This window comes from Allosphingosinicella sp. (assembly GCF_059502505.1).
Window position 1 is genome coordinate 623405 of record NZ_JCACEU010000016.1, and the last position, 15128, is coordinate 638532.

Annotated in this window: 13 protein-coding genes and 1 tRNA gene; 11 read left to right on the forward strand and 3 right to left on the reverse strand. The window is 65.0% G+C overall.

Annotated elements, in window-relative coordinates:
- Positions 1-5: 5 nt before the first annotated feature.
- Positions 6-1598, reverse strand: a complete 1593-nt coding sequence (locus AC5JBD_RS11270) for an AMP-binding protein (RefSeq protein WP_495721888.1) — start codon at positions 1596-1598, stop codon at positions 6-8.
- Between the two features lie 69 nt (positions 1599-1667).
- On the reverse strand, positions 1668-3899 hold the full coding sequence (locus AC5JBD_RS11275) for a TonB-dependent receptor (protein WP_495721889.1): 2232 nt from the start codon (positions 3897-3899) through the stop codon (positions 1668-1670).
- Between the two features lie 438 nt (positions 3900-4337).
- On the opposite strand from AC5JBD_RS11275, the gene AC5JBD_RS11280 reads away from it, so the two are divergent.
- The 11 genes from AC5JBD_RS11280 (at position 4338) to AC5JBD_RS11330 (ending at position 14616) form a co-directional block, all read left to right on the forward strand.
- Entirely contained in the window at positions 4338-5387 is a 1050-nt protein-coding gene (locus tag AC5JBD_RS11280; protein WP_495721890.1) for a hypothetical protein, read from the forward strand.
- 28 nt (positions 5388-5415) lie between these two features.
- Complete coding sequence (locus AC5JBD_RS11285) at positions 5416-6708, forward strand: hypothetical protein (protein WP_495721891.1); 1293 nt, start codon at positions 5416-5418, stop codon at positions 6706-6708.
- 11 nt (positions 6709-6719) lie between these two features.
- A complete protein-coding gene (locus tag AC5JBD_RS11290) occupies positions 6720-8477 on the forward strand; it encodes a hypothetical protein (RefSeq protein ID WP_495721892.1) in 1758 nt (585 codons plus the stop codon).
- 25 nt (positions 8478-8502) lie between these two features.
- Entirely contained in the window at positions 8503-9123 is a 621-nt protein-coding gene (locus AC5JBD_RS11295) for a hypothetical protein (protein WP_495721893.1), read from the forward strand.
- Between the two features lie 41 nt (positions 9124-9164).
- Positions 9165-10268 carry a hypothetical protein gene (locus tag AC5JBD_RS11300; protein ID WP_495721894.1) on the forward strand — a complete coding sequence of 368 codons (1104 nt, stop codon included), beginning with the start codon at positions 9165-9167 and terminating at the stop codon, positions 10266-10268.
- Between the two features lie 27 nt (positions 10269-10295).
- Positions 10296-11132, forward strand: coding sequence for a hypothetical protein (locus tag AC5JBD_RS11305; RefSeq protein WP_495721895.1), 837 nt, complete (start codon positions 10296-10298; stop codon positions 11130-11132).
- Positions 11129-12160, forward strand: a complete 1032-nt coding sequence (locus AC5JBD_RS11310) for a DUF4438 domain-containing protein (protein ID WP_495721896.1) — start codon at positions 11129-11131, stop codon at positions 12158-12160. The genes AC5JBD_RS11305 and AC5JBD_RS11310 overlap by 4 nt, the downstream gene beginning before the upstream one ends.
- 250 nt (positions 12161-12410) lie before the next feature.
- A complete protein-coding gene (locus AC5JBD_RS11315) occupies positions 12411-12767 on the forward strand; it encodes a hypothetical protein (protein ID WP_495721897.1) in 357 nt (118 codons plus the stop codon).
- Positions 12768-12780: 13 nt separating this feature from the next.
- Positions 12781-13131, forward strand: a complete 351-nt coding sequence (locus AC5JBD_RS11320) for a hypothetical protein (RefSeq protein WP_495721898.1) — start codon at positions 12781-12783, stop codon at positions 13129-13131.
- A complete protein-coding gene (locus tag AC5JBD_RS11325) occupies positions 13128-13946 on the forward strand; it encodes a trypsin-like serine peptidase (protein WP_495721899.1) in 819 nt (272 codons plus the stop codon). Before AC5JBD_RS11320 ends, AC5JBD_RS11325 begins: the two co-directional genes overlap by 4 nt.
- A 196-nt stretch (positions 13947-14142) precedes the next feature.
- Positions 14143-14616, forward strand: a complete 474-nt coding sequence (locus AC5JBD_RS11330; RefSeq protein ID WP_495721900.1) for a helix-turn-helix transcriptional regulator — start codon at positions 14143-14145, stop codon at positions 14614-14616.
- 321 nt (positions 14617-14937) lie between these two features.
- Here the strand turns inward: AC5JBD_RS11330 and AC5JBD_RS11335 are convergent.
- Positions 14938-15011 (reverse strand) — tRNA-Cys (locus AC5JBD_RS11335).
- Between the last annotated feature and the right edge of the window lie 117 nt (positions 15012-15128).

Here is a 15128-nt window from a genome sequence, read left to right on the forward strand (position 1 = left end):
GCTGATCAGGCCTGCTGAGCGACAATCGCTCCGGTCTCATAATCTGCACGCAGCCGGTTCTTGTCGATCTTGCCCGTGGCGGCGAGCGGCATTGTCGGCACGTCCGCGATCATGTCCGGTATCCACCAGTCTGCGACCTTGCCGCGCAGGAGATCGAGCAGCGTGCATGGATCGCCGGCATTCTCCCGCTCCACGACCAGCACGGGGCGCTCTCCCCATTTCTCATCGGGCCGGGCGATCACAGCCACGTGGCGGACGCCGGGATGGGCGCCGACGATCGTCTCGATCTCAGCTGGATTGATCCACTCGCCGCCGGACTTGATGAGGTCCTTTGCGCGGCCGCAGATGGTGAGGTTGCCGAAATCGTCGATTGTCGCGAGGTCGCCCGTGTCGAAATAGCCCTCGTCGTCAAGCGCGTCCGCATCGGCCTGAAAATAGCGGTCGACGACACTTGCGCCCCTGACCTTCAAATGCCCCAGCACATTGCGTTGCTCGGGCAGCGTTCGCCCTTCGGCGTCGCTCAGTTTGAGGTCCAGGCCGATCGGCGGCTTGCCTGCCGTTCCGGCGGCGTCCGGCTCGCGGTCGGGAGGAGACATCGTTCCAATGGGCGAGAGCTCTGTCATCCCCCAGCTGGTCTGCACGCGCGCCCCAAGACCCTCCTCGAGGCGCCGAAGAAGCGCTTCCGGACAATTTGAGCCGCCGATCAGCACGCGCTCCAGAGTGGGCAGCCGCTCGCCTGTTCGCTCGAGATGATCGGCCAGCCCTAGCCATACGGTCTGCACGCCGACGGCGACGGTGACGCCTTCGTCGCGGATCAGTCGAGCCAGACATCCGCCATCCAGGGTTCGGCCGGGGAGGACGAGCTTGGCACCGGCGGCGGGCACTGCGAAAGGAAGTCCCCAGCCATTGGCGTGGAACATCGGCACCGCCAGCAGCACCACGTCCCGGGCGGTGACGGCGACGGCATCCGCCTGGAGCGCGCGCAGCGTATGAAGGTAGTTGGAGCGGTGGGTGTAAAGCACGCCCTTTGGACGCCCGGTCGTGCCCGACGTGTAGCAAAGCCCGGCCGGCGATTCCTCGTCGAAGTTCCCCCAGGGATGCCGTTTGCCGTGGCTGGACCTGAGCGTCTCAAGCTGCAGGAGCGGGGGGGATCCCCCGAGCCCCGCCTCGGCGGGATCAGCGTCATCGAGCAGGACGACATGTTCAACTCGCGGGCAGTCGGCGAGCATCTGGCGAAGCAGCGGGATCAGGCTTGCCGACACCGCGAGGATGCGATCGTCGGCCTCGTTGATCATGGCGGCGAGCTGCGCCGGGGTCAGGCGCGGGTTCAGCGTGTGGCAGACGCCGCCCATGCCCATCACGCCATAATAGACCTCGAGATGATGGAGCGTGTTCCAGGCAAGCGTGCCGACGCGGTCGCCGGCGCGGAGTCCCAGCGCGGCAAGGGCTCCCGAGAGGCAACTGGCTCGCTCCCTGAGCTCGGCATAGCCGACTCTCGCTCGTACGGATCCGTCTTCCGCCCACACCACCTGGCTCGCTCCGAACCATTTGGCAGCATGGTCCAGGAACTTGTCTACGGTCAGTCCAAATTTCTGCATCGCGGCTTTCGACAGCGGCAAGGCCTCGACGCCGCTCGCACAGAATCGCGCGAGCGGCGGCTCGATGCCTCAGAACGCCTTCAGGATCTTGAGGCCATATTGGCGCGGCGCCCCGGCGAAATAGAGGCCGCTATTGAGCGCCGCCGGATAATGCTGGTTGGTGAGATTGGTGGCGTAGGCGGTGACCGTCAGGCTCCCCCTGTTGTAGGCGAGCTGAGCGTTCAGGATGTTGCGCTCCTCGATCCGATCGCCGCGGGCGCGGTTCTGGAACAGGGTCGCCCACTGCGCTCCGATATGGCCGTAATTGAGCCGTGGGGTAAGTGTGCTGTCGCCGCCAAGGTCCAATCTATATTCGGCGCCGACGTTGAAGGTGAAATCAGGCGCATAGGTCTGGTCGCGGCCCTTGAGATTGAGGCACGTGGCGCTGGCCGGACCGGTATTGACGTTGCAGGGCGTCAGGGAAATGGCGCGCGGATCGGTGGCGAAGAACTGGCCAAGCTCGCTGCGGAGGACGTTGAAGCCGACATCGAAGCTGAACGCCCCGAAATTTGCTTCCGCCTCGGCCTCAAGACCGTAGATCTTGGTCGTGCCCGGCACGTTCACTTCGAGACCGAAAACCGGAATCGTGGGATTACCGATGATGACCTGGAAGTCCTGATATTCATTGTAGAAGGCGCTCACCGCGGTCCGGATGCGCCGGTCCGCGAAATTGGCTTTCCAGCCTGCTTCATATGAGGTGACGGTTTCCGGGCCGAAGGGCTCGGGCTGACCGAAGCCCACTGGCACGTTGAGGCCTCCTGGCTTGAAGCCGGTGGCGATGAATGCGTACAGATAATGGTCGCGGCTGGCCTCCCAGCCGAGCGAGACCTTGTAGGAGAAATCGTCCGATTGCGTCAGCTGCTCGGCAACGATCGGCACGCCGAATTGCAGCACGTCGACGTCGTTCCGGCTACGGCTGGCCGTGTAGCGCCCACCGAGCTCGAGCTTGAGTTCAGGAGTGATCGCGAAGCCGACCTGACCGAAGGCTGCGAGCGAGCGGTTCGGATTGATGCCTTCGAGGCGATATTCGGTGGCGGCGTTGCCGGCGGGCGTGCCGATCAGAAACTGGAAGGGCTCGCGAAAGGTATATTTGTTCCAGATGCCGAAGAGGCCGGCCAGATAGGTGAAGCGCGCCGTATCGGGCGAGATCAGCGTGAGCTCCTGCGAGAACTGCCGCTCATCGACGCTGTCGAAAAAGGTGGAGTTGATGGTCGCCGTTCCGTCGAGGTCGGCACGGTATTTGGTGTTGCCCTCGGAGAAGCCGCTGACCGAGCGGAGCTGGAGCCCGCTGTCGAACTCATAATTCACCCTGAGGATGGTGCGGTAGAATTTGTCCCGGGCTTCCTGCGGAGAGTTGAGACTGAGATCGAACAGATCGCTGAACGTGGGATTGGGCGTGGTGCTGCCGATCGGGAAAAAGCGATAATAGTCCCGGAACGGCGACGCCGGGTACGCTCCCATGTCGAGATAGACGAGGTCGGTCTTCGACAGGATCGACAGCTGGGGGGTAGGTTTCCAGAGCAGGCTCAGCCGCCCGGCGAGATGACGCTGGTCGCCGTTATTGCCGTTATAGTCGCTCCCGCCCGGGCCGGTGATGTCATAGAAGCCGTCGCGTCGCAGGCCGTAAACCGCGATGCGGGCTGCGAAGGTGTCGCTGACCGGAAGGTTGAGCGCGCCTTGCGTGCCGAACTCGGAGTGCTTGCCGACATTGGCGCTTATGTAGCCGCGCGATCCGCCGCCGATGATCGGGTCGTTGCTGTTGACGAACACTGCGCCGCCCGTCGCGTTCTGCCCCACGATCGTTCCCTGCGGGCCGCGCAGCACCTGGATGTTGGCGATGTCGTAATAGGGTTCCTGCTGGAAATAGCCCGGAAAGGTCGGCGCGCCGTCACGATAGGTAATGACGCCAGTCGCGGTCTGGGTGTTGTGCTCGCCCTTACCGATGCCGCGGACGTTGAAGTCGATGCCCTGGCCGAAATTGTTGACGACGATGCTGGGCGCCGCGAACTGCAGCGCGTCGACGTTGGCGACGCCCTTGTTCGCCAAATCGGTCCCCGTCAGCACCGAGCCCGAGAGTGGCGTCGTCTGCAAATTTTCGCTGCGGCGACGCGCGGTGACGATGATGTCGCCCTGGCGCGGCGTCGGATCTTCGGCCTGTTCCGTGGATGCGCCCGGATCAGCAGGCGGTGTCTGGGTAAAGCCCGTCCCGCTCCAAGCCAGAGCGAAAGCCGATGCACCAATGCAGCAAGCCCGAATCCGCATGTACCCCTCCATCGCAAAGCGCGCTCTGCGGCGCGTCTCAGATGAAGGTGCCGTAATCGGGACCAGGGCGCAATACTAATTATCTCATGAGTGAATATGTGTCGGTGCTCTGCAGCCTTGCAGAGTTGAAAGGCAGGAAAGCGCCCATCCCAGTCATCGAAAGCCGGCAGCGCAACGGCTGAAATTGGCCTGGAGCTGACGTCCTGAATTCAGGCGGCGTAGGGTGAATGCGGACCATGGGCACCCTTAGGTCAGGTAGGCTGCCCACGTGCGCGTCGATTACTGTCGGAGCGATTCATCGGCCCCTGTCAAGTCGTCGGAACCGACTACCAGAACCTGCCGACTTGAGACGGCTTCTCAGCAGGCGGACTATGGGGCGGGCGTTTACCGCTGGCTCCCGCCACTCAAGGGGCCAACCGCTCGCAAGGAGATCTCAACATGGACGGGTATGAGGAATCGATGTTCGACGACCTCGCCTTCGATGAGGCGGAGGGCTCAGCCGACAGTTACGACGAATTCGACGAAACGGACGAGGGCGACGGCTTCGACGAGGCAGACGAGGGCGACGAAGGCGACGAAGGCGACGAGTACGACGAAGGCGACGAATATGACGAGACGACGCCGTTCGACGAGATGAATGCCGGCGACGAGATGGACGAGGGCGACGAGTTCGACGGCTTCGACGAGTCGGACGAGGAGATGGACGAGGATGCCTGGGACGAGGCACTCGCCTTTGCCCTCGCCGCCGAGGACACAGACGAGTTCTTTCGGCGGATTGCCCGTGGTGTCCGCCGCGTCGCCCGCGGTGCGGCACGCGCTGCCCGTGGTGTCGCCGGCGCCGTTCGCAGAGCAGCGCCGGTCGTTGGGCAGATCGCCCGCGTCGTCGGACCCATCGCAAGTGCGATTCCGCTCCCGCAGGCGCAGGCGATCGGTCGGGTCGCAAATGTCGTTGGCCGCCTGATGGCTGACGAGGCCTCGGAGGAAGAGGCTCTCGACGCCTTCGCCGAGCTCGCGGTTAGGCAGCGCTCCGCAATCCCCGTCGCGGCTGCCGTGGCTGCCCGCCGCGTCCTCGGGCCGGCGGCGGCAAGAATGCCGGCCGCTCAGCGTGTCCAGGCGATCCGCACGGTCCGCCGCGCGGCGACGAACTTGGTCAACCGCGGCGGCCCGACCGCCATCCGGGCACTCCCGCGCATCGCGCGAAGCGTGCATCGCACAGGCGTCGCCCGGCGCACGCCGGCTGCAGTTCGGCCTCGCGTTCTGGCCCGCACTGCTCAGCGCGTCGCAAACCGGAATCCTCGGCTGCGCCGCCAGCTGGTGCGACCGTCGCCGCGCGGTCAGCGGATCGTGCGGCGCGCTGCTGCCGGCGTCGGCCGGAGAGCGGGCGGGCTAGGCGGCGGCCTGCGCGGGTATGGCGGCGGGCCAGGCGTCGGCCGGCGCCGGCGGATCGTCACGCGTGGTCCGTCGATCATCACGATCAGGCCCCGGTAAGAAGCGAGCGCGGGAAAGGATCGCAGCCATGCGTGCGGGCTCTTCCACCAGGCGGTTTCTAGACACGAAGCTCAAGGCCTTGAAGGCCCGGGCCCAGCGTCTGAACCGCCTGACGCCTCGCCGAGTAGGTCTGCGGCTCCAGGACCTGCCCTACGCTCCGTCCCGCGCCCACTTCCAGGCAGCCAATCGGCGTCTCGCCAAGATTAGCCGCGTCATCGCCCAGCAATTCGCCCAAGTTGAGCGGCAGTGGAATCCCGCCGATCCCCAAGCGGCGCTCACCCAGATGGCCATGCTCGATCGTCGGATCGACCGCCTTCGCCGCACCTTCGGCATGTTCTTCGAAGTGATGTCGCAGCGCGGCTCCGCCTTCGCGCCAGCTCTCGCAGCTCACGACGCGATCGCGCTGGACTGCTACAATGCAGTGCGCGCCGCCCTCCCCTCAGTGTTCGGCGGCCCGCTGCTCAAGCCCCTGACCTATATGGAACACGGCTATTCGCCGGCGACGCAGCGACGGGGCGTCGCCCTGGCGCGCCTGCTCGGCGACAGCAACCCGTTCCCCGTCATTCGCATTCCGTGGGATCGCGACAATCCCTGGCAACCGGTGTTCCTGCACGAAGTCGCTCACAATCTGCAGGCTGACATGGGCCTGTGGCATGAGAATGCAGGCGCAGTCAGCAATCGCCTGGCGCGGATGCGCTTCGATCCGCTGGTCGTCACCATCTTCCGCCGCTGGCACAAAGAGATTTTCGCGGACCTCGCGGCTTTGCTGCTCGGGGGCACCGCCTCGACTTGGGGAATGATGGAGTTTCTCGCCCATCCCGGGGCAAGAGCGCTCACCTATCGGCCGGGCGGCGCCCATCCGACGGGCTGGATCAGGGTGCTGATCCTGGCGGAGATGCTGCGGCGCATGGGGTTCCCGGAAGAGGCTGCGCGCGTCGAGAAGGTCTGGCGCACTCTTTATGACCCGCGCCGGGGCCACAGATTGCCTCCGGTCCTGCTGTCGGCGGTTCCCCGCATCGCGCCGGCGGTTGTGGACGAGATCGCCTATCAACCGCGCCGCGCTCTGGGCCAACATGCGCTCGCCGATGCGATCCCGTTCACCCGTGGGGACGAAGCGCGGATCCGCCGCGGCGGCGTAGAGCTTGCCGCCGGCCGGCTTCCAGATCTCCCGCCACGCTTTCTCCTCTCCGCAAGCCGCCTTGCACTCGAGGCGGGAGCGAAACCCGAGGCACTTTCCAAGCTGGTCATCGCTCACCTGGCGCGCCGTCAAAGCGAGCGCACCCGAGGCGACCAACCCACTCCACTCGCTCTCGTAGCATGAGGTGAAATGTCATGAACGACGCTTTCACGACCAACGGCACCCGCACTTCGAGCTCGCGGTCGACGCGAACGATCGCCGTCGACAATTTGCTGCGCAAGGCATTGCGGGTGAGCGACCCCAGGGATCCTTCGCAGATCGCGAGTGCGCTGCTGATGCGCTATCCGCAGGAGGCGGACCGGCAACGTCGGGAGCAGGCGGGCCTTCCCTACTCCTCGATACCTGAACAGGCTGTTGGCACCGCTATCAGCGGTGTGGCCTCTTCCGAACTCATTCAGGCGCGCGATGATTTGGAGCGCGATCTTCTGACGCTCACCACATCGTCGGAGCTCAAGGACCTGCGGGTGGAACTGGTGGGATGGGGACGTGCAGTGCGGCAGCTTGCCGCCGACGGTCTCGCCGCCGCCCGCCTCGCGCTCGATGCGAGCAATCATGACCGGGCAATGGCGGCCCGGCGCTCGCTCAGCGAATATGCCCGGCTGGCGCGCTACGTGGGCGCGCTCAGCGATGGCAGCAGCATCCCTTTCCGCCGCTTGGCGCAAAGCTGCGACGTGCTGGCCGGCCTGATCCTGGTCGCGATTGGCGATGGGCTAGCCGCGAACGGAGTGACCCGCAGCACCTCATTGACCCGCGTGGCCGCAGGCGAACTCCAGGCCCGCCGCAACGCGGTCATCACCGCCCTTCGGAGCCTCACCGGATCCGTCGAGGCATCGCTTGATCAGGAAGGGTGGCCTCGGGGGCTGGAAGCCTATCGTAACCTCATCCGCAAACTGGATGAAAGCGGCCAATCCGACCTTCGCGCCCTGCTCGAGGAAAATGCCCTCGGCGCCGCGATGGATGAGTTGGTCGACCTATCCACCGGCGCGAGTATCGAGGGACTGCGTGAACTTTCGACGGCCTCGTCAATGCTGATACACCGTTTCAAGCGGCTGATTCAGTACGGGCAGCCGACCAAGGTGCCGCTGGCGACGCCCATCTCGAACACTTCGCCGGAATCCCCGCCGCTCATTACCTTCATGTCAGCGCTGCAGCTGTTCGTGGACGCCTTCGAGATGTCCGGGAGCACGCGGCTGCTCTACGTCTCCCGCCCCCCGATCCTCGTCTATGGCCTCTATGGCGTCGGCGGACCTGACGAAGGGGCCAAGCGGCTGATCGAACTCACCCTCGTCCGGGGGTTCATGCTCGAGCAGATCGATTGCTTCAGCGGATGTGCGTGCGACGACAGTACGGTCGCGTGCCAGATCCTGCTTGATTTCCTCCTGTTCAAGCTCGACCGTGCGATCGACGCCTATGCGGTGGGCAGCGACCCTGGAGCCACCGGGGAGCCTGAGCGCAGATGCGCTGCCACCGGCAAGTTGATTCTCGATGCCCTCAGCATACCTGGCCCGGGAAGGATTGGTTCCCGACTATGCAATTTCGGCGACGGGCTCAAACAGAGCCTTACGGCCGTGGGCGACGCGCTGTGCGCCGCGACTGACGGCGATGTCCCTGCCGATGCGAGCCACCCCTTACTGATCCGTGAGCTCCAGACTGCCTATCAGGAAGAACTGCAGACGGAGCGCCTGGTGCGGTCCCTGTCCCCATCCTGCCACGTCGCCAACCTGTTTGGCCAAGGCGAAGGCAAATCGTTGATCTGCCGGCGGATCCGCGCGCTGCTGCAACAGCTTGGTGCCGATGTTGCCGCGGCATCGACCATTCCTATCCCCAATCCGATCGCCAGCATCCTGGCGAGCAGGTTCCAGGGTCGCGCCGACTACAGTTCGGACGTGTAGGACCCTTCGAGACAGGAGTAGAACCATGGCCGAGTTCGATATCCCCGTTGAAAGCAAGGCAGCCGCGATGGAGCTGCTGCACCTCAACGCCTCCCTGGCTGCTGCGCAGGCGATCGACAAACTCGCTGAAGCCACCGGCACGCGTGACGTGCAGGGCGCCGTTCGCGAGGTGGCTGAGGCGACGCTGCGAGTGGAGGATGCGATCCGTGAGCTGGGTCAGCGGCAACAGAATGCGTCCGAGCACCTCGAACGGATCGCCAAATCCGCTGACGGCATTGAAGTTGCGGCGCGTTCGGCCGGACGCACCGGCAGGGACAATATCACCGCATTGTTTGCGGCCGCTGTCGACGTCAGCGGCGACATCGTCGATCGAACCCTGCCGGGGATTTGGATCAACAGCGCCCGCTTCGGCTCTCTCGCGGCGATCGTGAAATTTGCCGAAAAGAAGTCGCCCGAAGACCAGCGCAACAAGTTCATAGATCGGATGCTGAAGGCAGCGGAGCAATTTGACCGCGGCCTTCCGACCCAGATGACGGCAGAAGAGATCGGCAGGTTTTACGACCTCGTCCCCTCGACCTGGGCGGCAATCCAGGCCGCAGCGGATCTGACCGCGACGAATACCCAAGGCAATCCCCCACCCGCTTGAGGAACGTGCCTCCCGCCAATCGAGCAGAATGAGGTCCTGAAATGGAAAACGCATCCAACGAGGTCATTCAGCGACTTTTCCAGCGCTTCTTTCGAGACGAGCTTCCGGGATTGTCGGCGGCGGATCGGGCGGCGTTCGAGAGCGAGTTCGAGGATCGTTACGGCGAGTTGCTGCAGCGCTCGTCGAGTGCGGCGCCGCCGAGCTTTTCCGATCTCGTCGGTTTGGGGGAAGGCCCGGTCAAGGCGTTCGACGCACTTCCCGTGCCGATGCTCCGCAACGACTTCGACGAGTCCATCATCCCGCCGCAGCTCCAGGCTTCAGCCGAACTCTACTACATCTACCAGATGGAGCGGATGAAGCTGTTTCAAGTCGTCGCGGTGCTGCGCCGCCTGTTCCAGAACGGCCAGATGAGGATCCAGCGCGGCCCCGGCGCGCGAGGCCTCTATATCCTCGAGAAGTGGCAGCCGCTGCGCTACAAGCGGCGGGACAGGTTGATCGCCTATCGCCGGGTCTTCAATTATGGCCGGGCACCGGTGCCCGGCGGGGCGATCGTCAACCGCAGCTTCCACTTCCAGCTCGTCGCCTTCATGAACGCGCTGTCGCAATACTTCCGGGATCTGACGATCGGCCAGGTCATTCGCGGCAGCAACCAGATCAACGATCGCCCGTTCGCGTCGGTCGCCACGATCCAGCGGGTCGGAACGGACCTGCGCTACCACCTCGATCGGTCGAGCTACGGCAACATCCTCGCGCTGACGCGGGAGGTCGGTCAGTATCTGCAGCAGATCTTCGAGCTGCTCGACGCCCCCGACATCAAGAAGTCGTTCGACGCCAATACAAAGTGGGACGTGATCGAGGCGGTCGCGAACCGCCACCTCGGCGGCGCCTCCGAAATGTCGCAGCGCGCGAAGATGGCAGATTCCGGACGGCGTGTGCTTCGGTACGTGGCCGAGAATGATTTCCGAACCTCGATTGATGCGGTGGCATTCGAATCCGATGCCAGGACCGTCGGGTCGCAGGCCGAGGCCTGGATCGCGGCCTATCGGCTCACCCGCGAGGGCCGCCGCTTTGCCGGAACCGACGCGGACCGGCTGCACTGGTCGGAGGGCCTCAGTGCCCGCACCGCCTCAAGGATCGCCGCCTAGGCGCGTGGGACGAGAAGGGACGCTAAGATGGGATCAGAGCTCCCACTGTCCGTGAGGCTCGGATGGCGCCCGCCCAGCATCGTCGTCGACGCCACCTTCGCGCTGTCCCCAATGGGATTGCTGGTCACGCTGGCCCTGTCGAGAACCGCCGAAGTCTGGCTGCCGCGCGGTTTCTATACGCTGCTGGACAACGACACATTCTACCGGAACCAACCGGAGCGGATGGGTGGCGGGTGGCTGGCCGACGGAGCCCGGGCTGGCCTGCTGAAGGAGATGGCCCAGGAGTTGGAGCCCTGGAGGCGAACCTGGCAAAACGGCCGGCTGTCCTCCCGCGTCCATTGGATAGGAGACGCGCAATATGAGAGCGCGCTTCCCGACCGGCTGGAGACCGGGTTGCTTCCCCGTTTCGAAAGCTGCTGCGCAACCCTGCAGCGGCGCCTTGAGGAAGCGGGCGCCATTGCGTCCGCACCACTCGATGACTGCGCCCGGGACGCGATCGCACTGGCAGCCGCGCTCCAGCCGGAGAGCAGCTTCATCCTCACCATGGCGACGTTCGACAGTAGCCCGCCGCCGCTGTGCGACTACTTGCAACTCCTTGACTTTCCATTCCGCCGATGGGCGCAGGTCCCTGGCGTTTCCGACAGCGCTCTTTCGCCGGCCGTCGTGCCGCTGGCTGCAAGTGGTCGTACGGCGGCGATCGTGCAGGTGGTCGCTCCGGTTATCCTCGCGCTCCCCGACGGTTGGCACGACAGCGACTGGGAAATCGACGAGCAATCTGGGAATGAAGACGAGCCGCCGGAAGACCTTTGGCGAAACGCTTGTGCTTTGTGGCGCCCCCTCGCGCAGGTGGAGGCGGCGGCGTGAAGCACGAGCGGATCGGCCCGGCCTCACTCGGTTTGCGCACGAATGCGAATGAGCTGGTGATGATCAGCGTCGCCGGCGCCGTCGCCGCTCCCACGGAGGGCGCCTCGCCGTATCGCATCGGCTATGACGGGAAGCCGCGCTCGCTGATCGGCACGGGCGGCATCGTCCTCAACCAACGAGTGGGTGATCCATGCGTGGGCATAGCGGGCGACCACGTCGAGCCGGCCGTCTCGATCCGCAGCGACCGACGAGGGAGCGGGACCGGCGCCGACGCGGCAAACCAGGCGCTGCAGAGCTACGCCTGCGTCGGCAACCACGCAGTTGTCACATCGGGGCCCGCCGTGGGTGCCCGCGGCGTCGTCACCGGCAAGCATGGCGGCGTCGACTATGTACTCGTCGACTTTCCCGTGACGACGATGCGCCGGATGCGAATCGGTGATCAGGTGCAGGTTTGGGCCTACGGGCTGGGGCTGCGACTGATCGACTTCCCGGAGGTCGCGCTCTGGAACATCTCGCCTCGCCTGTTGGCTCGCTGGCGACCGCAGGCCCGCAGCGGCAGGATTCATGCGCGCGTGACGCACCGAATTCCGGCCCGCGTGATGGGCTCCGGCCTTGGGCGGAACAACGTCCTTCGCGGCGATTACGACATTCAGCTTTCGGATCCGCAAATGGTGGCGAAATACCGCTTGGGCACGCTCCGTTTCGGCGACATCGTGGCGATCATGGACGCCGACAACCGGTTCGGCCGCTCCCGGCTTGAAGGTCATGTTTCAATCGGTGTCGTGGTGCACGGCGAGAGCACGGTCGCCGGCCACGGCCCGGGCGTCGTCTCGCTGATGTCAGCTCCCGCGGCACTGCTGCAGCCCGAGCTTTGCCCCCACGCCAACATCGCCGGCTATCTGGGAATTCGCACCCCAAGGCCTGCTCGGGCGGCGCTGCCGTTGCCCGCGCGCGAGCAGCGCGAGGCCCGTCAATCTCGGCGGGGAGGGCATTCGAGAAAGGGAGGAGAACATGTCCTACCTAGATGAGCAGCTCGATACTCTTGTCATGGAGGCTGCCGCCCTCACTAGCAGTGCACGCTCCCATTGCGGCTGCGGATGCACTCGCTGCGGGAGCTCGTTCGACGAAGCGGCCCGCAGGCGTCCTTCGCGCGCGGCACGCCGCCAGACCTCCGCGCGTGCAGTTGGTAGCCAGCTTCCGGGCTGGCGTGGATGGTCCCCGCCCGTCTCCCTGCGCGACATTGACGCGGCGCGGGCAGCAGCTCGGCAAGGGCGGCCGGTGCCAGCCCACATCCGCCCTTTCCTCGCCCAAGGGCCGCAGGTCTACCGTATCACCCGGGCCGGCATCGACCGGAACCGGCCACTCAGCATCGGCATGACCAAAGCCAACAAGTCGATCGGTCAACGCGTACGCGAGCATCACCGTCTGGCCGGCGGGGATCCACGCGTGAAGCAGGCGATCCGAAACCTCCCCGCCGGGCAGGTCCTTGTCCAGGCCGCCCGGCTGACGCGGCAGGGGCAGCATCCGCGCCGCGCCCGCAATTACGAGGGCTGGCTCCAGGATCGCGAGCGCCCGCTTCTGTACGACCCCAGCAGCACGACGTTCGAACATGCCGGGGCGATCCGCCGCGACTGAAAGGAGCCAAGACATGCGCGCGCAAACCGCCACCTCGCGCTATTCCGCCTGGGCCGACCTGGACGCCATAGTACTTCAGGAAGTCGACGCCCTGAGCGGCCGCTCGGCCCGCCCACCGATCGCAGACTTCGCATCGAACGACGATTTCGTTGCTCGGGTCAGCACCTACCTGCGCGGCCACGATGAAGCGGAGGCGCTGGTCAAACGGCTCTGCAAGCACCTGGGGCTGTTCCGTCGGCCGGAGGTCGAAGAGACGTCCGACGTCGAGCTCCAGCCTGAATCGACAGGTCAGGATCCAGACGCCGCGCCCGCACCGCCTCCTCCTCCTTCCGCAACCTCAGGAGAAGGGGGCGGAGAGACATGATCAATTTATTGGAAGAACGGGTGCCTTACGCACTCGATCGCCTCACCGACGATGCGGACTATGCGGTAATCGGCCCAACCGATGGCCGCACGCGCATTCTCCACACCAATCGCATTCCGTACAGCGCAGTTTGCCACATCGAGCGCGATTTCGGCGACGGTCGCCTGACTGGCTGCACTGCTTTTCTTATTAGCCCAACTCGCCTGCTCACGGCGGCCCATTGCATCATGAGCCCGATCCGTCGCCGGCTTGGCCTTCCCCACCAGGCGACTCGGATCCGCGTCACGCCGGGACGCTCTTCGGCGGACGCGCGGCCTTTCGGGTGGCAATGGGCGCGGTCTTGGCGCGCCAACCCGGCTTATGCGCGGCGTCCGACATCGGAAAACGATATTGGCATCATCGAACTGGCACGACCTTTCTCGCCCTCGCCTGGCTCCTTCAGCCTCTGGACGCCGTCGCGCCAGGATCTGGAGCGGCTCCGCGCCACCCGGCTGGTCCACATTTCCGGATATCCGGCCGACAAGCCTGTCGGGTCCCAGTGGGAACATGCCGAACGCCTCGACCGCGTGACCGCCCACCAACTCTTCTACAGCGTTGACACGTGCCCGGGGCATAGCGGGGCGCCGGTTTGGATCAACCGAACGCCGGGGCGCCCTGAGGTTGTCGCGGTGCATACCGCCGGTCCCAGGCCTCATTCCGGGGGAGCGTGGGGATGCCGCCCGGGCGTGCCGCTTGCCCCCGCTGGACTGTTCAATCGGGGGGTCCGGATCACGCGGGTGCTGGCCCGCGCCATTGCGGCCGGATTTGCCCCGTGATCGCCGCAAAACCTCCGCTGCCGCCGGCACCTGCGGTTCGTACCGGGGACACGACTTCCAATCTATGTTATCATCCCTCCCTATCGCGTAGCTGGCTACGGCGGAGGGGTGCCACTTCGGGGCGTGGTGCCTCCGCCCGGCTTTCACGGTGGGGGATTCGACCTGATTTCTGGCTTGTTGTGGGGCTTTTGCGTCCATGATGATGCACGTCCAGAATCGGTTTCGCCGAAGCGCCGGCTCCGAGGAGCCTGCCACGCTCGCCAATGGTCGCGCTGATCCAGTAGAGCTCCGGTTCATGGTCGCAGGCCATTCTCTGGTGGCAGTGGCCGGAAGCGGCACGCTGCTGGAGAGCGCCGACCGATCGGCAGCCGTAGGCCGCATCCGCTGCTCGGGGACATCTTACCTCATCTTCGAGATCAACGATTCCGCGTCCGCGGACCAGGTCAGGAGTTCCTCAACTGCTACGGACATTTTGACGAAGCGCGAACTGCAGATCGCTTTGCTGATCGCCGAGGGCAAGTGCGACAAAGAGATCGCCCGGAAGCTCGGCATCAGTTGCTACACGGTGCGCGAGCACGTCCGTCGTACGTTTGCAAAGCTCAATATCTCGCGACGCTCGGCGATCGGCTCGCATGTTTTGGCTGAAGCCAGCAACAGAACGTCTGGGTGACGCAGGAAGCGCAGTATCGCCTTCAATCTCGCGTCATTTTGTCGAATTTGCCGAGGACTGAATGTTTGCACACTCGAATGGCCGGCCGCGTCGGTAACGGGGACATTCGACGCTGAGCGGACGTTCAACCGTCCAGCTTCGAATGGCAGCTAGGGGCGCTTTCCGGACGTCCAACAACGATGCCGGAGACTGAAAGAGGGGGCAGCCGTTTTGGCTGAGCCTAGCACCGGTCTCTGTCTATGGTTCTTGTCGTGGGGAGCCGCACAACTCGGCCGTTTTCTGACCCGCCTCTCACTAGAGACTATGCGGAGAGAATGTGGGTGGAGGCCCGAGCCGGAATCGAACCGGCGTGCAAGGATTTGCAGTCCTCTGCGTAACCACTCCGCCATCGGGCCGAGGGCTGGCGATGTGTGCGGTAACGCCGTCCAAGTCAACCGCCTTGCCGCTGTCCGGAAACGGACGAATCCGTCCGGAAACGGACAGCCGTCGTTCAGCTCCCGGCGCTAATTCAG